Raw genomic sequence first — 18,066 nt, 5'->3', positions numbered from 1 at the left:
GCCGCGTCCCCGGGGTCAGGCCCGGCGCAGCCGGACCGTGACGATCTGGAAGGGGCGCAGCGTGAGGGGGACGGCGCCGTCCGCGGCGGGGGCCGCGACGGCCGTGCCCGGCAGGGGGCGCTCCAGGAGGTCGCTCTCCACCGCGGCCGTGATCGCGAAGCCGGGGGTGAGGGTGGCGGTGGCCCGGCCGCCGCGGGACTCGTAGAGCCGTACGATCACGTCGCCGCCGCGGTCCTCGGCGAGTTTGACGGCCTCGACGACCACCGCCCCCTCGTCGACGGACAGCAGCGGTGCGACGGGTTCCGCACCGGTCAGGGTGCGTTCGGGCAGGTTCAGGGCGTGGCCCTCGCGCACCGCGTCCCCGATCGTGGCGCCGGGCGCGAGGGAGAAGCGCAGGGTGTGGCGGCCCTGGTCGGTCTCCGGGTCGGGATAGCGGGGCGCGCGCAGCAGGGAGAGCCGGACCGTGGTGGTCTGGCCGCCGTCGGGGCGCACGTCCCGGGTGACGTCGTGCCCGTACGTGGAGTCGTTGAGCAGGGCCGTGCCCCAGCCGGGCTCCTCCACGTGGATCCATCGGTGGGCGCAGATCTCGAACTTGGCCGCCTCCCAGGAGGTGTTGGTGTGGGTCGCGCGGTGGACGTGGCCGAACTGGGTCTCAGAGGCGGACCGTTCGGCCTTCACGTCGAGCGGGAAGGCGGCCTTGAGGAACTTCTCCGTCTCGTGCCACTCCACGTCGGCCCCGAGGTCGACGGTCCGGGCGCCGGCCCGCAGGGTGATCGTCTGCACCGCCCTGGAGGAGCCGAAGGAGCGGGTCACCGTGACGGTCGCCGCGTCCGGACCGCTGGCGGTGACCTCCATGGAGTCCAGGGCGACGAGATCGGTGACCTTGTTGCGGTAGAAGGCGTCGACGTCCCAGGCGTCCCACATGTTCGGGAAGTCGGGGTGGATCTGGAGCAGGTTCGCCGCGGTTCCCGGGGCGAGCGATTCGCGGCGCGCCTCCAGGTCGTAGGCGGAGACGATCAGTCCCCTGCCGTCGACCTCGACCAGCAGCCGGCCGTTCGCCAGGACGTGCCCGCCGCCGTGCCGCTCCTCGACCGTGACGGGCTGCGCGGGCGCCGCGGGGCGTCCGGCGCCGCCGGCCGGGATGCCGCGCCGGGTGTGCGGGGCACAGTTGAAGACGAGTTCCTCCTCGCCGGGCCCCGCCAGCGCGCTCTGCGCGGCCAGGGTGATCGCCTCCAGCTCCTCGCGGACCGCCGCGTAGGTGGCGCGGGCCTCGCGGTGCACCCAGGCGATGGAGGACCCGGGCAGGATGTCGTGGAACTGGTGGAGCAGCACGGTCTTCCAGAGCCGCTCCAGGTCCTCGTACGGGTAGCCGAAGCCGGGGACGCGCACGGCGGCGGTCGCGGCCCACAACTCGGCCTCCCGCAGCAGCGATTCGCTGCGCCGGTTGCCCTGCTTGGTCTTGGCCTGGGAGGTGTAAGTGCCGCGGTGGAGTTCCAGGTAGAGCTCTCCGGCCCAGACGGGCGCGTCCTCGTACTCGGCGTGGGCCTTCTCGAAGAAGGCGTCGGGCCGCTCCACCTCCACCCGCGGGGAGCCTTCGAGGTCGCGCTGGCGGCGGGCGCGGGCCAGGTGTTCGCGGGTGGGTCCGCCGCCGCCGTCGCCCCAGCCGAAGGGGGCCAGCGAGCGTGAACCACGCCCCTTTTCGCGGTAGTTGCGGGCCGCGTGGGCCAGCTGTGCCCCGCCGAGGTCGCTGTTGTAGGTGTCGACGGGCGGGAAGTGCGTGAAGACGCGGGTGCCGTCGATGCCCTCCCACCAGAAGGTGTGGTGGGGGAACGGGTTGACCTGGGACCAGGAGATCTTCTGCGTCAGGAACCAGCGGGAGCCGGAGAGCTTGACGATCTGCGGCATGGCCGCCGTGTAGCCGAAGGAGTCGGGCAGCCAGACGTTCTTCGTCTCGATGCCGAACTCGTCGAGGAAGAACTTCTTGCCGTAGAGGAACTGGCGGGCCATGGCCTCGCCGCCGACCATGTTGGTGTCGGACTCCACCCACATGCCGCCGACGGGCACGAACTGGCCGTCCGCGACCTTCTTCTTGATCCGTTCGAAGAGCTCGGGCCGGTACGTCTTGATCCAGTCGAGCTGCTGTGCCTGGGACATGGCGAAGACGAACTCGGGGTGCCGGTCCATCAGCGCGACCACGTTGGAGGTGGTCCGGGACACCTTGCGGACGGTCTCGCGCAGCGGCCACAGCCACGCGGAGTCGATGTGGGCGTGGCCGACGGCGCTGATGCGGTGCGCCGAGGCGTTGGCCGGGGCGGCGAGGACCGCGGTGAGGCGGTCCCGGGCGGCGGCGGCCGTGCCGGGTACGTCGGTGAGGTCGAGCTCGTCGAGCGCGGAGTCGACGGCGCGCAGGATCTCGTACCGGCGGGCGTCCGCCCCGTCGAGCTGGGTCATCAGGTCGCCCAGCACTTCGAGGTCCTGTACGAGTTCCCAGACCTGCGTCTCGAAGACGGTGAGGTCCATCCGGGCCAGCCGGTAGAGGGGCTGGTCCCCGCTGGTCTGCCGGTCGCCCTCGTAGGTGGCCGCGTGGTCGACCAGGACCGGGTTGGAGGCGGCCTCGACGTACCACTCGACGCTCTCGCCGCCCTCCGCGCGGTCGGTGACGGGCACCCAGTCGTTGTAGGGGTTGAGGGCCTTGACCTCGCTGCCGTCGGGGCGGTGGACCAGGCCCTCGCACTGGAAGCCGGGCATCATCCGGTCGAAGCCGAGGTCGAGCACGGCCTCGACCGTGCGCCCGGCCCAGTCGGCGGGCACGGAGCCGGTGACCTTGAACCAGGTGGTGCCCCAGGCGGGGCCCCAGGCGTCCCCGGCCGCGCAGGGCCCGTACGGGGCGGCCAGGCCCTCGGTGACGGGGACGGGTTCCCCGGGGGCGTCCCAGCGCTCGACGGTGAGCGGCACCGAGCGGGAGCGGACGGCGGGTTTGACGCGCTCCGTGAGGACGCGGCGCAGGCGGTGTTCGGTGATGCTGCGGTCGTCGTGCATGACGGCGGCTCCAGGCGGGAGGGTCGGGTGGGCGTCGGTCAGGCGGTGGACGGGCGATGGGCGGGCGGTGGGCGGGCGGACGGGGCGCTGTACGGGGCGGCCGGGGAGGTCAGATCTTGACGGCGCCTTCGCCCACGCCCTTGAAGAAGTAACGCTGGAGGGCGAAGAAGAGGAGCATCATCGGGATCAGGGCGGCCATGGCGCCGGCGGCGATGACCCGCTGGTCGCTGGTGGTGGTGGCGCCGGCCAGGGTCTTCAGGCCGAGCTGGAGGGTGTAGTGGTCGCTGTTGGTGAGGACGAGCAGGGGCCACAGGAAGTCGTCCCAGGCGCCCATGAAGCTGGTGATGCAGACGACGGCGAGGGCGCCCTTGGCGGCCGGCAGGAAGACCCGGGTGAAGCGGGTCCATTCGTTCGCCCCGTCGAGGACCGCGGCCTCCTCCAGTTCCCTCGGCACGGAGAGGAACGCCGCCCGCATGACCATGATGTTGAGGACGGAGACCGCGCCGGGCAGCCAGACCCCGATGAGGGTGTCGACGAGCCCCATCTCCCGCACCGTCAGGAACATCGAGATCATCACGGACTCGAAGGGGAACATCAGGGTCGCCACCAGGACGGTGAAGACGCTCTTGCGGCCCTTCCAGCCCGCCCGGGAGAGGGCGTAGCCGCCCATCGCGGCGAAGAGCATGTTGGAGGTGACGGCCAGGGCCGCCACTGTCAGCGTGTTGCCGACGTACTGGAGGAGCGGGAAGGACTCGGCGACCAGGACGTAGTTGTCGAGGGTGGGTCGGGAGGGCAGCACCCCGTCGTACACGTTCTCGGTGCGGCCGCGGACCGAGGTCAGGAACTGCCAGACGATCGGGCCGAGCATGACGGCCAGCATCAGCAGCAGCGTGGCGTACCGGGCGGCGAGGCCGAGCCGGCGGCGGCGCAGGCCGGCACGGACCGGAGGGGGTGGCACGGTGCTCGTGCTCGGCCCTGGCGCGGCGCCCGGTTCTCGCGCGGTACTCACTTCCCGTACGGGGCTCACTTCCCGCGCGGTGCCCCGCTCTCGCGCGGTGCTCAACTCTCGTCCCCTTTCGACAGGCGGCGGCCCAGCAGGCTGAAGACCAGCGTCAGCAGGAACAGCAGGAGGGAGATGGCCGAGGCGTAGCCGGTCTCGCCGGAGAAGCCGAGGCCCACCTGCCGGATCAGGAAGGGCAGGGTGCGGGCGCCACCGCCGGGACCGCCGCTCTCGCCGCCGAGGATGTAGATCTCGGTGAAGACGCGCAGCGCCGAGATGGCGGAGAGGGTCCCCACCAGCAGCATCATGGGCTTGACCTGCGGGATGGTGATGCTGAAGAAGCGGCGGACGGCTCCGGCGCCGTCGAGGGCGGCCGCCTCGTGGAGGGAGGCGGGGACGTTTCCGAGGGCCGCCAGGTAGAAGACCATGTAGTAGCCGAGGCCCTTCCACACGGTCACGATCATCGCGGAGACCAGCAGCATGGTGCTGTCCGTCAGGAACGGCACCGGCTCGGAGACGAAACCGAGGGCGCGGAACACGGTGTTGACGAGGCCGTCGCTGCGCAGGACCCATTGCCAGATGAGGCCGACGACGACGGCTGAGGCGATCACCGGCGTGTAGAAGGCCGAGCGGAAGAGCCCGATGCCGGGGACCTTCGTCTGGACGAGGACGGCGAGGGCCAGCGGCAGCAGGACCAGGCAGGGGACGACGACGGCCAGGTAGAGCACGCTGTTGCCGGTGGCGACCCAGAAGTCCGGGTCGCGAAGGGCGCGGGCGTAGTTGGCGAAGCCCACGAAGCCGCCGCCGCGCAGGATCTGGGCGTCGGTGAAGGACAGGACGACGGTGTTGACGAACGGCCAGATGCTGAACAGGGCCACCATGACCAGGCCGGGGGCGAGGAAGAGGTAGGGCGTCCACCAGGTCCGGTGCGGCAGTCCCGGATCGGCCTGGGGGCTCGCCCGGCGGCCTCGGACCGCCCCCGCCTTCGCGGTCACGGCCGGGCCGCGGCGGCGAGGAGCTTGTTGGCCTCCTCCTGGGCCTTGCGCACCGCGGTCTTCGCGTCCTGGTCCCCCTGGATGGCCTTCTGCATCTCGCGCACCACCGCGTCGCCGACCTGACTGGTCCACTCGACGGGGGTGTTGGCGTCGAGCGCGGCGCTCTTCAGCTGCTCGGCCCCGACGGCGCGGGCCACCGTCGCGGCGTCCTTGCCGTCGCCCCGGTCGGAGAAGTACGGGTCGGCGAGGCCCTTCGCGTTGGACGGGTAGATGGTGGCCTTCCGGGAGAACTCCACCTGGTTCGGCCCGTTGGTGACCCACTTGGCGAACTCGGCCGCGGCGTCGGGGTGTGCGGTGTCCTTCCTGATGCCGAGTGCCTGGGCGTAGATGCCGATGTGGCCGAGGCGGCCGGTGACGGCGCCGGCGACCTGGGTGCGCTCGTAGACCTGCGGGGCGTTCTGCCGGACGTCCTTGACGAAGCCCGGTGAGCCGGGGCCGAAGACGAGCTTGCCGGCGCCGTAGAGCTGGTTGATGTCGTCGGACTTGAGCAGGGATTCCCTGGGCATGGCGCCCTTGGAGTACAGGTCCTTCATCCGCCCGACCCATTCGACGGCCTTGTCCGTGTCGAAGGTGAAGCGGTCCCGCTTCTCGTTGAGGATCGGGACGCCCATCTTCTGCCAGTCCCCGGGGAGGCGGCCCTTGGGGTCGGCCATGAAGGCGGAGTACTGGCCGCCGGACCGGGCGGCGATCCGCTCGGCGTAGTCGAAGAACTGCTCCACGCTGGTGGGCGGCTGGGCGGGGTCGAGGCCGGCCTTCTCGAAGAGGTCCTTGTTGAAGGTGAGGATCTCCGGTGTCACGTACCAGGGGTAGGCGTACACCCCGTCTCCCTTGCCGGGGAGTCTGAACTGCTCCCAGGCGCCGGGCACGTAGTCCTTGGCGACGCCGCCGTCCAGCTTGGCGACGTCGGCGAGCATCCCGCGGTCCCCGAGCAGCTGGAAGGAGTCGGTGGAGAGGTTCACGACGTCGGGGAGGGCCCCGGCCTGCGCGTCGGCGACCAGCTTCTCGTTGTAGCCGTCGCCGGGGACGTCCTCCCACTTCACCGTGACGTCCGGGTGGCGCTGCTCGAAGGAGTCGATGACGCCCTGGACGTAGCCGGTGAACTTCGGCTTCAACTGGAGGGTGCGGAAGGTGATCTCACCGGACACGGTGCCGGTCCTCTCCGTGTCCTTCGTGTTCCCGCCGCCCTGGCCGCCGCCGTCCAGGCCGCACGCGGACAGGGAGAGGAGGGTGCCCGCGAGCAGGGTGGTGATGGCCGTACGCGTCGCCTGGGAACGAGTCATCTTCGCCGCCTTCGGGGGAAGTTCCGGCCTCGCTGCCGGAGAGCCGTGCCCACGCTGTCCGGAAACCCGGACCCCGTCAACGTGTCCGAAGTCCCGTTGGCCGACGGTACATACGTCCCGAATCCCGACAGGGGGGTCGACGGGCTCCCGAAGAGCCTCACCTGACCCCGCTCCCACCTGGACTGATGCGCTTTAGTTCAGACCCCTCCGGCGCATATATCGTTTCGATAACGAAGGTGATTTGCGGGGCCGGGTTTGACTTCTTGTCGACGGTCGGGAGCCGGCCGCACTAATGCGGTTTATCGAGTGCGCCGCCGAAGGGCCGCACGGCTGCCCGCCCACGTCCGAGGGGGCGGGCCGCCGTGAAATCCGCTGTACGTCCCGCGGGCCTCGCACTACGTTCGTGGCCGAGAAACGACGGCGTGTAGCTCAGCAGCAGAGCACCGGGCTCGGGACCCGGAGGGCGCAGGGGCGGAACCTGCCACGCCGGCCATGAACGCCAACGCTGACAAGCAGCTCCCCGACCCGTCACCCTCCGTCGACCCCTCCTACGCCGCGGACCGGCTCGCCCGGGCCCGGCGCACCGCCGCGGACCACCCGGACGCCGCCACGCGCGAGCGGGCCGCGACCCGGATCCGCCAGTGGCAGGACGTCCTGTCCGGCATGGCCCGGGGCGTGCTCTCCGTCGGCTCGCGCACCCCCGTCGCCGGGCTGCCCGCCTGGGTCACCCCGGACGTGGTCACCGGCGGCTTCGCCACCGGCGCCGCCTCCGCGGGCGGGCCGCTGCTGCCGTACGAGGAGGAGGCCGCACGGCGGGCCGCGGTACCGGCCACGCGCGCCGCCCTCTTCGCGCACTGCCTGACCGAGGACGGACTGCGCGGCCTGTGGGAGCTGCTGGACAGCGGCCGCTACGAGGTGCGCGTGCCGGAGGAGGCCGCGCTGGCGGCCGTCGCGTGGCTGGTGCGCGCCGGGGACTTCGACGCGGCGGCGGAACTCGTCGGGGTGCTGGAGCCGTTCGCGGACCGGCTGCGGTTCACCCCGCCGCCCGCGGACCGGCCCGCGCCCGGGGTGGACTCCGTGCACCGCCGGACCGTCGGCCAGGCCACCGCCGCACTCGCGCGGCGCGGACCGAACGCCTCCGTGGAGACCCAGCGCGAGGCCCTGGCCGTGTGGCGGCCCTTCGAGGACGAACTCCTCACCCATCGCCTGGAGGCGCGTACGGGTGCGCCCGGCCCGCACTGGCACGCCGACGGGGCGGCCCTGCTGGCGCGCTACGGGGCGCTCGCCGCCGAGCACACCCGCTGCACCAAGCACCTGGACCCGAAGTCGAACGCCGCCATCCTGCGGCGCGCGCTGGAGGAGCAGGTGGCGGGCCGCGCCCTCGCGCCCCGGCTCGCCGGGCTGCTGGAGGTGGCCGTCACCTCGATGGTCGCCAAGCGCGGCCTGCCCGGTTCCGCCGGACACGCCCGACTGCGGCGGATCCAGGCCCGGCAGGCAGGGTTGCCGGCGCACCACGCGCTGGCCGCCCTGGTACTGCGCCGCGTCTCCCGCCTCGACCAGGGCAGCGGAACGCCGGACGTGGCGTCCCCGGTGGCCCCGGTGAGCGCCGAGGAGGCCCGGGAGACCGGTCTGCCCGAGGGGGCGGTGGTCCCGCCCGCGGTCGCGGCCGCCGTCGCCGGCGCGCTCAGCGCCCCGCTGGAGGTGCTGGTGGAGCGGGGGGTGGTCCCCTCGGCCGAGGTGCTGGCCGAGCTCGTGCCGCAGCTCGTCGCCGCGGTGACCGCCGAGCGGTACGCCGACGGGCCGCTGCGTAACCTGATGGCGGCGACGTACCGCGCCTTCCGGAGCCGCCGCTCGCTGCTGCTGCTCGACCTCCGGCACCAGGTGCGGATCGAGGAACTCCCCTGGGTCCGGGCGGTGTCGGGGCACCGGAGCGCCGGCGAGGACGTCCGGGAGCCGGCCCACGAGGCGGTGCGCCGGCTCGGCGAACTGGCCGTACGGGCGTTTCCCGCGACGGTGCTGCCCAACCCCCTGGTGCGCGAACTGGCGCAGCTCGCGGGGCAGGCGGAACTGGGTGCGCCGTTCGTGGAGGAGCTGGCCGCCGACATCTTCACGGGCACCTTCACGCCCAAGTTCCTGGTGGCCGCGCGGGTCGCCGCCGAACTCCTCGACGGCAGCCTGTACGCGCGCTACTACGGCATCGACTACCGGGCGGTGCGCCGTATGGCGGTGGCCCGCGCGGCCGATCGGGCGACCGGCGTCAACCGGGCGCGCAGCGCACCGGACTTCGCACGCATGTGCGCGGACCGGGCGGGGACCGACGGGGCCTGGGGGGTGGCGGCGAACGGGACGGTGATCGAGCAGGCCCAGATCCTCACCACCCACAACCTCGCCACCCTGGTCGCGCGGGCCGGGATCGCGCCGCTGCCCGGGTGGGCGGGCCTGGCCCGTGACTGCTTCGACGCGGTCTGCCGGCTGGTGGCCCGGGTCGAGGGCAACCCGCGCCCGCTGCCCGCGGTCAAGGACGCGGCGTACGCCTGGCGGCAGATGCTCTTCCACCTCTCGCTGTGCGAGGAGACGGACCGGCGCGCCGTACTGGCCTGGATCGACGAGGAGGCCGCCCGGCGGCCGGCCCACGTCCGGGCCCGTCTGGCGCCCGCCCTGGCCGGGCTGCGCCTGGTCGCCGGCGGCGGTGCCTTCGGCCCGGACGGCGCCGCCGACGGGGGCCGGGCCCGGCGGCTGCTGGGCTGGAGCACCGACGGGCACTGGATGTGCCGCATCGAGGCGCACGAGCGGGAACCGGTGCGCGGGAAGCCGTAGCGGACGCCCACGGCGGGCCGTCCACCGGCGCGTTAACACGCCCGGGGGACGGCCGGCCACCCTTCCGCGAGGACCGACACGAACGGATCATGGAATTTGATCCCGGTCGACACAGTGTGATGCATTGATCACGCACCGTTCCCGTCGGTTTCGCGGAGGATCCCCCATGCGCACGGTTCGAGAGTCGGTCCTGGACGTCCTGCGAACACGCGGGATGACCACGGTGTTCGGCAATCCCGGCTCCACCGAACTGCCCATGCTCAAGGAGTTCCCGGACGACTTCCGGTACGTGCTCGGACTCCAGGAGGCGGTCGTCGTCGGGATGGCGGACGGCTTCGCCCTCGCCTCCGGCACCACCGCCCTCGTCAACCTGCACACCGCGCCGGGCACCGGGAACGCGATGGGGGCGATCCTCAACGCCCGGGCCAACCGGACCCCCATGGTGGTGACCGCCGGGCAGCAGGTCCGGGCCATGCTCACCATGGAGGCCCTCCTCACCAACCCCCAGTCCACGCTCCTGCCCCAGCCGGCGGTGAAGTGGGCGTACGAGCCCCCGCGCCCCGCGGACGTCGCGCCGGCCCTGGCCCGTGCCGTGCAGATCGCCGAAGCGCCCCCGCAGGGGCCGGTGTTCCTCTCCTTGCCGATGGACGACTTCGACGTGGCCCTCGACGAGTCCGAGGACCGGGCGGCGCAGCGGACGGCGGCCCGCACCGTGACGCACGCGGCCCTCCCGCCCTCCGACGTGGTGCGGGAGCTGGCGGGACGGCTGGCGGGTGCCCGCAGCGCCGTCCTGGTCGTCGGCAACGACGTGGACGCCGCCGGGGCCTGGGACGCGGTCGTCGCGCTCGCGGAGCGGACCGGGGTGCCCGTGTGGTCGGCGCCGACCGAGGGCCGGATCGCCTTCCCCAAGTCGCATCCGCAGTACCGGGGGATGCTGCCCCCGGCGATCGCCCCGCTCTCCCGCTGCCTGGAGGGCCACGACCTGATCCTCGTGATCGGCGCCCCGGTGTTCTGCTACTACCCCTACGTCCCCGGCGCCTACCTGCCCGCCGGCGCGGAGCTGGTGCAGCTCACCCGCGACGCCGACGAGGCGGCCCGCGCCCCCGTCGGTGACGCGATCGTCGCGGACCTCGCCCTGACCGTGAAGGCGTTGCTCGCCGAGCTGCCCGGCCGGGAGGCCCCCGCCACGACCCGGATCGGCCGGGCGGAGTCCGTCGAGACCGTCGACGGCACCCTCACCCCGCTGGCCGCGATGACGGCCATCGCCCAGGGCGCCCCCGAGAACACCCTGTGGATCAACGAATCCCCCTCCAACCTGGGGCAGTTCCACGACGCCACCCGGATCGCGACCCCGGGCTCCTTCCTGTTCACGGCGGGCGGCGGCCTGGGCTTCGGCCTCGCCGCGGCCGTCGGCGCGCAGCTCGGCGCCCCCGACCGGCCCGTGGTCTGCGTCATCGGCGACGGCTCCACCCACTACGCCGTCCAGGCCCTGTGGACCGCGGCGGCCTACAAGATCCCGGTCACCTTCGTCGTCCTCAGCAACCAGAGCTACGCGATCCTCCAGTGGTTCGCCCAGGTGGAGCACGCCCAGGGCGCCCCGGGCCTCGACATCCCCGGGCTCGACATCACCGCGATCGCCACCGGCTACGGCGTGCGCGCCCACCGGGCCACCGGCGCCGGGGAACTCGCCAAGCTGGTAAGGGAGTCGGCCCTCCAGCAGGACGGCCCGGTGCTCATCGACGTCCCCGTCACCACCGAACTCCCCACGATGTAGCGGCCCGCAGCAGCTCTTCGCAGCCCTCCCGCAGTCGCACGCACCGCACCGCACCGTCCCGGAAGGCCGGCATGCCCCTCACCACCGACACCCCCCTGCTGCGCGCGCTCCGCACCGCGCTCCCCGACGACGTCCTGCTGACCGACCCGGCGTCCCTCGCCGCGCACTCCCGGGACTCCGCCCCCTTCTCCGAGTGCGGCACCCCGGCGGTGGTCGCCGTTCCCCGGACCGCCGAACAGGTCGAGCACGTCATGCGGACCGCGTACGCGCTGGACGTCCCCGTCGTCCCGCAGGGCGCCCGCACCGGACTGGCGGGCGCCGCCAACGCCGTCGACGGCTGCGTCGTGCTGTCCACCACCGCGATGGACCGGATCCTGTCCATCGACCCGGCCAACCGGCTGGTCCGCTGCGAGCCCGGGGTCACCACGCGCCGCCTGGCCGAGTCGGTGGCCGAGTTCGGGCTGACGTACCCGCCGGACCCGGCCTCCTGGGAGCACTGCACCATCGGCGGGAACATCGCCACCGGCGCGGGCGGCATCTGCTGCGTGAAGTACGGGGTCACCGCCGACTACGTCCTCGGCCTGGACCTGGTCCTGCCCGACGGCCGCCGCATGCGGACCGGCCACGACACCGCCAAGGGCGTCGCCGGGTACGACCTGACCCGCCTCGTCGTCGGCTCCGAGGGCACCCTCGCGGTCGTCGTCGGCGCCACCCTCGCCCTGCGGCCCGCGCGGCCCCCGGCGCTGTCGCTCCTCGCCCAGTTCCCCTCGCTCACCGCGGCCGGGGACGCCGTCGCCTCGATCATCGCGGCCGGGCACACGCCGTCCGCGCTGGAACTCCTCGACCGGGCCACCACCGAGGCCGTCGTCGCCCTCGGCCGCCACCCGCTGCTGCGCCCCGGCAGCGCCGCCACCCTGATCGTCGAGAGCGACACCGCGAACCCCTCGGCGGACCTCACGGCGATGGAACTGCTCTGCAAGGAGGCCGGCTCCGACCACATCGCGACCTCCGCGACCGACGAGGAGGCCCGCGAGATCATCGAGGCGCGCCGCCTGGTCAGTCCGGCCCTCGCCGCGTACATGGCCGCCCGCGGCGGCGGCCTGACCGCCTTCATCGAGGACGTCGCGGTGCCCCGCTCCGCGCTGTCCACGCTGGTCGGCCGGATCGAGGAGATCGCCGCCCTGCACCGGCTGAAGATCTTCACCCTGGGGCATGCCGGGGACGGCAACCTGCACCCGACGGTCGTCTTCGACCCCGCCGACCCGGCCGAGGCCGAACGCGCCCGCACCGCGTACGACGACATCATGGCGGCCGGCCTCGAACTGGGCGGCACGACCACCGGGGAGCACGGCATCGGCACCCTCAAGCGGGAGTGGCTGGAGCGCGAGCTGGGCCCCGTCTCCCTGGAACTCCAGCGGGGGCTCAAGCGCCTCTTCGACCCGAAGAACCTCCTCAACCCCGGGAAGGTCGTGACGGCGTGACCCAGTCGGCGGAGGCGCCCGAGGGCGTCCGCGGCGAGGTCTTCGGCCCGCCGCCGGTCCGGGCGGGCCTGGCGGAGACGCTCCGCTTCGTGGCCACCCACACCCTGCCGGTGTTCGTCCGCGGCGTCGCCAACCCCCGCTTCGGGGTCATGTCGATGTACTCGCGGATCGACCAGCCGAGCTGGTCGACCGCGACCCTGCGGGCGCTGAAGGCCCGCCACGGCGGAGCGCCCGTACAGGTCCGGGCGCTGTCCGGCGAGATGCTCGTCCTGTTCGACGAGCAGGACATCCGGCGGTTCTTCGAGGAGCCGGTGGACGTCCTCGCGATGGACGCCCCCGACAAGTACCGCAGCCTGTCGGTCTTCGAACCCACCGGGGTGATCTGCTCGCACGGCGCCGTGCGCGAGGACCGAAGGCGGGTCAACGACCGGGCGCTGGCCTCCGACCAGCCGGTGCACCCTTCGTGCGAGGAGTTCCGGACGGTCGTCGAGGAGGAGTGCCGGCGGCTGACCGCCCGGCCCGTCGTCGACTTCCCGCTGCTCTGGAAGACGATGACCCGCATCTCGCGGCGGGTCGTCCTCGGCGACCAGGCGGCCGACGACCAGGAGCTGACGGACTGGCTGGTCACCCTGCGCGGCCAGGGCAACTGGATGGGCCGCAGCAAGCCGGAGGCCACCAGGGCCCTGTACGGGAGGGTCGAGGCCCGGATCGCGCGGTACGCGGCCGACGCTCCCGCCCACTCCCTGGCCGCCCGGGCCCTGGCCGAGCCCTCCCCCGAGGGCACGGACCCGCTGGGCCAGACCCACCACTGGCTCCTCGGCATCGACCTCGCCGCTCCCGTCGTCGCCCGGACCCTGCTCCTGCTGGCCCATCACCCGGCCGAGCAGGACGCGGCCCGTACGGAGGCCGCGGCCCGGGTTGCGGGCCTGCCCCGGCTGCGGGCCTGCCTGGAGGAGTCGACGCGGCTGTACCCGATCGTCCCGGACCTCGTACGGGTCACCCGTACCGAGACGCAGTGGCGCGGGGTGCGCTACCCGGCCGGAACGGACGTCCTGGTCCCGATGGGCTTCCACCAGCGCGATCCCGACCAGGTGGACGGCGCGCACCTCTTCGCGCCGGGCCGCTGGCTGGTACCGGGCGTGCACGAGGACACCCGGATCGCGCCGTTCAGCCACGGCGGCGCCCGCTGCCCGGGCGAGCACATCGCCCTGCTGCTGACCTCGCTGGTCTGCGCCGAGGTCCTGCGGGGCCACCGCATCACCGGCGCCCGCCCCGTCCTGGACCCCGGCCGCCCGCTCCCCGGGGTCCTGGACACCGCCGCCATCCGCCTGCGCCTCCAGTCCTGACCCCCGGCACACCGGCCGCCTCCACGCGCCGTGAGCCCGGCCGCGAGCGCCCCGGAGGCGAAGGAACCCCCAGAAAGAAGGGCCCCGTCGTGTCCGTCACCGAACCGGACGTCGCTTCCCTGCACCACGTATGCCGTGAGCTGGCCGACGCGGCCGACGCCGTGCGCGAGGCCACGCGTTACGCCTCCCAGGTCGCGCTCGGGCCCCGGCTGCCGTTGGCGGCGGCCGGGCCCCGGCGGGCGCGGCGCGCCCAGCGGTCGCTGCTCGCCACGTTGACGGATCCGAAGGGTTTCGGCTGGGCGGCGCACGGGCGCGGCCCGCTCGCGCGGGCCGTGTGGCTGGCGGGGGTCCTGACGAGCCGGGAGAACCTGGCGGTCAGTCTGGCCGTGGAGGGACTGAAGGCGCGGATCCGGGCCGCTTCGGTGCGGCATCCGGAGCTCTTGGAGAACCCGACCACCTCCCGGGTGCTGCGGGCCATCGACGAGGACCGGCAGGCGGAGGCCGTACGGATCTTCAAGGGGCTGCTGACGGAGAAGGGCGCCGAGTACGCCCTGGCGCTCCTCGCGCCGTCGTTCGCGGACATCATGGCCTGGAACGCGTTGACGGACGAGAACCCCTTCAACGACGGCGCGGGCTGGCAGATCGCCACCAACCGGGCGCTGACCTCGGAGTTCCTGCTCGGTGTCAGTGGCAGCTTCTGGTCGTTCCTCGACCGGGGCCGGGGCCGCGCCGAACCCCACGAGGCCCCGGCGGAGCTGCTCGGCGGTATCGACGCCTCGGGGTCGATCGTGGGGTACGTCCGCAACATCGGCCTGATCGGCACCCGCGGTCTGCTGCTGGTGCAGGAGGTCGACGGGCCGGACGGGACGCGTCGCTTCGTGGTGCAGCTCGCGGGCATGGGGAAGGGGTTCAACGAGGAGAGCCCGCAGGACCTGGTGGGTGCGCTCAACGCGGTGGGCGGTACCGAAACGGCGTACACCCGGGCGGTGGTCCGGGCGCTGCGCCGGCTCGTCCCGTCCGGTGCGGAGGTGGCGCTGGTGGGTCACAGCCAGGGTGGGATCACCGCGATGAACCTGGCGGCGACCGCGGACTTCAACGCCCTGTACACGGTGACGCACGTCGTCGCGATCGGGTCGCCCATCGACCAGAAGCGGGCGGCGGATCCGCGGACCAAGGTGGTCTCGCTGGTCAACGAGCACGACATCGTGCCGAGCCTGGAGGGCCGTTCGACGGTGTCCCCGTACGCGCTGCCGGCCCAGTTCACCGAGTTCACGTGGACCGACGACACCCACGCCTTCCCGCTGTGCCACGCCGCCGAGCGGTACGCGCACAACCTCGAACACGACGTGCCCCACGCGCGCACGCACGTCGATTCCGAACTCGCAGCCTTCCGCGGCCGGGTCACCGGTACGCATCTCTTCACCCTTCACGACCGCTGAGGACCCCGTATGACCGACATCGCCCCATCGACTCCCCCGCAGGCCTCCTCCGAGGCCGAGGCGCCCGGGGGTGAGCGGCTGCTGCCCGGGCAGGCGCGCCGTTCCGTGCCGCCCGCGCCGCCCGTTCCGTACGGCCCTCCGGGCTTGCTGGAGCGGCTGGAGTCGGCGGCCTTCGCCCGGATCAACCGCACACGGGAGTGGTACGAACTGCCGGGTCCGATCGGACTGTTGAACCTGGCGGTGCTCCGGGAGGACCTGCGCCGGCACAATCTGCACGACACGTTCGGGGCGGGCGGCGAGCGCGACCGCCGGCCGACGGTCCGGCCGGCGCCGTTCCGTTCGTACGACGGATCCGGCTACGACCCGGACGACGTGGACATGGGCCGGGTGGGTACCCGGCTGGACCGCAACTCCCCCTTGCACATGGCCTTTCCGGACGACGACGAGTCCCTGATGTCGCCCAGCCCGCGCGAGGTCAGCCGGCAGCTGCTGGCGCGGCGCGGTTTCGTTCCGGCGCCGACCCTCAACCTGCTCGCGGCGGCGTGGATCCAGTTCCAGAACCACGGCTGGGCCAACCACGGGGACAACGAGGAGGCGGAGCCCTTCACCGTCCCGCTGGCCGCCGACGACGACTGGGCCGAGCAGGGCGGCACCTGTCCGATGCGCGTGAACCGCACCCGCCCCGACCCGGTGGCGCACACCTCGCCCGACGCGCCGCCGACGTACGAGAACACGGTCACGCACTGGTGGGACGGTTCGCAGATCTACGGGTCGGACGAGGCCCGCTGCCGTTCCCTGCGCACGGGCGAGCACGGCCGGCTGATCGTGACGGACGGGCGGCTGCCCGCCGATCCGCGGCCGGGGATGGACTGCCTCGACGCCACCGGCATGAACAGCGACTACTGGGCCGGTCTGTCGCTGCTGCACACGCTGTTCGCCAAGGAACACAACGCGATCTGCGACCTGGTCCGTTCGCACCACCCCACCTGGGACGACGAGCGGATCTTCCACACCGCGCGGCTGGTGAACACCGCCCTGATGGCGAAGATCCACACGGTGGAGTGGACTCCGGGCATCCTCGACACCCCGGTGCTCCAGTGGTCGATGGACGCCAACTGGCACGGCCTGCTGCCGCGTTGGGTCACGCGCCGGTTCGGCCGGATCGGCGGCGAGGCCCTCAGCGGGATCCTCGGCTCCCCGACCGACCACCACGCGGCGCCGTTCTCCATGACGGAGGAGTTCGTCTCGGCGTACCGGCTGCACCCGCTGATCCCCGACGAGATCACCGTCCGGGACCACCGGCGGGGCGGCGTCCGCAAGTCCGTCGGGTTCGACGACATGCAGGGCGCGACGACCCGCAGCTCCGTCGACGAGTACGGCACGAGCGACCTGCTGTACACCTTCGGCGTCACGCACCCCGGCGCCCTGGTCCTGCACAACCACCCCGACGCGCTGCGCAGCCTGACCCGGCTGTCCGGCGAGCGGATCGACCTCGGGACCGTGGACATCCTGCGCGACCGCGAGCGCGGCATCCCGCGCTACAACGCCTACCGGCAGATGCTGCGCAAGCGGCCGGTGACCTCCTTCGAGGAGCTGACCGGCGGGCACCCGGGCGACACCCCGCTGCTACGGGAGCTGTACGACGGCCGGCTGGACCGGGTCGACACCCTCGTCGGGAACCTCGCCGAACCCCGCCCGGCGGGCTTCGGGTTCAGCGACACACTCTTCCGGATCTTCATCCTGATGGCCAGCCGGCGCCTGAAGAGCGACCGCTTCTTCACCACCGACTACCGGCCGGAGGTGTACACGGCCGAGGGGCTGCGCTGGATCGACCGCAACTCGATGGTCACGGTGCTGCTGCGGCACCACCCCGAGCTGGCCCCGGCCCTCGACGGCGTGACCAACGCCTTCGCCCCCTGGAAGGAGCGGTCTTGAGCGGCGTACCGGCCGCCCGGCGGCGTCCGTCCGGCCCGGCGGACGGGCTGCGCGGCCACGCCGAGGCGCTGCGCGAACGCGCGGACCGGCTGCGCGGGGCCTGTGACGGCCTCGACTGGAAGGGTCCGCAGGCGGACGCGTTCCGCGCCCGCGTCGAGGAGCTCGCCCAGCGGTGCGCCACGGCCGCCGAGGGGCTGAGCCGCTCGGCGGCCCGGTTCGAGGACGGCGCCTGAGCCCGGTGTCCGGTGTCTGGTGTCAGGTGCGCGAAGTGGGCCGCCACCCCGGGTGGTGGCCTACTTCATGCGGTAGGCGGCCTTGTCGGCGAGCTTGCCGTCCTTGAAGCACAGGCGCAGCACGTCGGAGCTGCTGTCGTCGGTGCTGGAGAGGTACCAGGCGCAGGTGCTGCCCTCGGGCTCGGCCGGTCCGCCGTCCTTCAGGGCGCCGGTGACGAAGCTGTCGCCCGACGGGAGCTTGCCGCGGACCTCCGCCTCGGGGTCGCCGATGTGGAGGGCCTCGTAGACCTTCGGGTCGAGCAGGGTCTTGTCGGCGATGTCGAGGAGTTTCCCGGCGCCGAAGACGAGCGCCACGGCGAGGCCGATGCCCACCACCAACGCCACGCCGCAACCGATGAGACAGCCCTTGCGCTGAGCCACGCCCGTTCCTCCGAGTCCGCCGTGTCCGGTGCCTTTCACCGGGACGTACGGACCTTCGCAGGGGGCGGGGCGGCGGGGCAGTCCCCGAAAGTCTCGGACCGCCGCGACGATCGTCGCCCGTGGCCGCCCGTGACCGCAGGCGGCCGCCCGTGGCCGCCGCCGTTCGTTGCCGCCCGTCGTCAGTCGGGGGCGCTCGTGGTCATTCGTGGTCGTGCACCCGGTGCCGTGTATACAGGGAGCGAAGGAC

12 protein-coding genes and 1 tRNA gene are annotated in these 18,066 nt (G+C 73.0%); 8 read left to right on the top strand and 5 right to left on the bottom strand.

What is annotated here, in order from left to right; genetic code table 11:
* Positions 1-15: 15 nt before the first annotated feature.
* The 4 genes from AC07B0_RS23925 to AC07B0_RS23910 all read right to left on the bottom strand — a co-directional run bounded on the left by AC07B0_RS23925 (position 16) and on the right by AC07B0_RS23910 (position 6,374).
* Positions 16-3,039, bottom strand: coding sequence for an alpha-mannosidase (locus tag AC07B0_RS23925; RefSeq protein WP_478898892.1), 3,024 nt, complete (start codon positions 3,037-3,039; stop codon positions 16-18).
* Positions 3,040-3,148: 109 nt separating this feature from the next.
* The gene (locus AC07B0_RS23920) at positions 3,149-3,997 is read right to left on the bottom strand and encodes a carbohydrate ABC transporter permease (protein WP_356879084.1); all 849 of its coding nucleotides are present in this window, start codon (positions 3,995-3,997) and stop codon (positions 3,149-3,151) included.
* Between the two features lie 101 nt (positions 3,998-4,098).
* Positions 4,099-4,920: a carbohydrate ABC transporter permease gene (locus AC07B0_RS23915; protein WP_356879140.1), complete on the bottom strand. Its 822-nt coding sequence runs from the start codon at positions 4,918-4,920 to the stop codon at positions 4,099-4,101.
* A 110-nt stretch (positions 4,921-5,030) separates the two neighbouring features.
* Positions 5,031-6,374 (bottom strand): ABC transporter substrate-binding protein, encoded by a 1,344-nt coding sequence (locus tag AC07B0_RS23910; protein ID WP_478898891.1) that lies wholly within the window; start codon positions 6,372-6,374, stop codon positions 5,031-5,033.
* Positions 6,375-6,792: 418 nt separating this feature from the next.
* Between AC07B0_RS23910 and AC07B0_RS23905 the strand changes: the two genes are divergently transcribed.
* From AC07B0_RS23905 to AC07B0_RS23870, 8 genes are all read left to right on the top strand, one after another.
* Positions 6,793-6,867, top strand: a tRNA-Pro gene (locus AC07B0_RS23905).
* A complete protein-coding gene (locus AC07B0_RS23900; RefSeq protein ID WP_478898890.1) occupies positions 6,867-9,191 on the top strand; it encodes a hypothetical protein in 2,325 nt (774 codons plus the stop codon). The genes AC07B0_RS23905 and AC07B0_RS23900 overlap by 1 nt, the downstream gene beginning before the upstream one ends.
* Positions 9,192-9,357: 166 nt before the next feature.
* Positions 9,358-10,965 carry a benzoylformate decarboxylase gene (gene mdlC / locus AC07B0_RS23895; protein WP_478898889.1) on the top strand — a complete coding sequence of 536 codons (1,608 nt, stop codon included), beginning with the start codon at positions 9,358-9,360 and terminating at the stop codon, positions 10,963-10,965.
* Between the two features lie 71 nt (positions 10,966-11,036).
* Positions 11,037-12,446, top strand: a complete 1,410-nt coding sequence (locus AC07B0_RS23890) for an FAD-binding oxidoreductase (protein WP_478863883.1) — start codon at positions 11,037-11,039, stop codon at positions 12,444-12,446.
* On the top strand, positions 12,443-13,792 hold the full coding sequence (locus AC07B0_RS23885; RefSeq protein WP_478898888.1) for a cytochrome P450: 1,350 nt from the start codon (positions 12,443-12,445) through the stop codon (positions 13,790-13,792). Before AC07B0_RS23890 ends, AC07B0_RS23885 begins: the two co-directional genes overlap by 4 nt.
* Positions 13,793-13,881: 89 nt before the next feature.
* Positions 13,882-15,231: an alpha/beta fold hydrolase gene (locus AC07B0_RS23880; RefSeq protein ID WP_478898887.1), complete on the top strand. Its 1,350-nt coding sequence runs from the start codon at positions 13,882-13,884 to the stop codon at positions 15,229-15,231.
* A 9-nt stretch (positions 15,232-15,240) separates the two neighbouring features.
* Positions 15,241-17,166: a peroxidase family protein gene (locus tag AC07B0_RS23875; RefSeq protein ID WP_469382795.1), complete on the top strand. Its 1,926-nt coding sequence runs from the start codon at positions 15,241-15,243 to the stop codon at positions 17,164-17,166.
* Positions 17,163-17,399 carry a hypothetical protein gene (locus AC07B0_RS23870; RefSeq protein WP_356879068.1) on the top strand — a complete coding sequence of 79 codons (237 nt, stop codon included), beginning with the start codon at positions 17,163-17,165 and terminating at the stop codon, positions 17,397-17,399. Before AC07B0_RS23875 ends, AC07B0_RS23870 begins: the two co-directional genes overlap by 4 nt.
* 60 nt (positions 17,400-17,459) lie before the next feature.
* Here the strand turns inward: AC07B0_RS23870 and AC07B0_RS23865 are convergent, their stop codons facing one another.
* The gene (locus tag AC07B0_RS23865; RefSeq protein WP_356879066.1) at positions 17,460-17,819 is read right to left on the bottom strand and encodes a hypothetical protein; all 360 of its coding nucleotides are present in this window, start codon (positions 17,817-17,819) and stop codon (positions 17,460-17,462) included.
* Positions 17,820-18,066 lie beyond the last annotated feature (247 nt).

The organism is Streptomyces sp. NPDC044704 (genome assembly GCF_056433525.1).
Note: the sequence above shows the minus strand (reverse complement) of the source record. Positions and strands in the feature narration are given on the sequence as shown.

Coding starts and splice junctions, on each gene's coding strand:
- AC07B0_RS23925 (WP_478898892.1), bottom strand. CDS start 3,039: ATGCACGACGACCGCAGCATCACCGAACACCGCCTGCGCCGCGTCCTC.
- AC07B0_RS23915 (WP_356879140.1), bottom strand. CDS start 4,920: ATGGTGGCCCTGTTCAGCATCTGGCCGTTCGTCAACACCGTCGTCCTG.
- AC07B0_RS23910 (WP_478898891.1), bottom strand. CDS start 6,374: ATGACTCGTTCCCAGGCGACGCGTACGGCCATCACCACCCTGCTCGCG.
- AC07B0_RS23900 (WP_478898890.1), top strand. CDS start 6,867: ATGAACGCCAACGCTGACAAGCAGCTCCCCGACCCGTCACCCTCCGTC.
- mdlC (WP_478898889.1), top strand. CDS start 9,358: ATGCGCACGGTTCGAGAGTCGGTCCTGGACGTCCTGCGAACACGCGGG.
- AC07B0_RS23890 (WP_478863883.1), top strand. CDS start 11,037: ATGCCCCTCACCACCGACACCCCCCTGCTGCGCGCGCTCCGCACCGCG.
- AC07B0_RS23875 (WP_469382795.1), top strand. CDS start 15,241: ATGACCGACATCGCCCCATCGACTCCCCCGCAGGCCTCCTCCGAGGCC.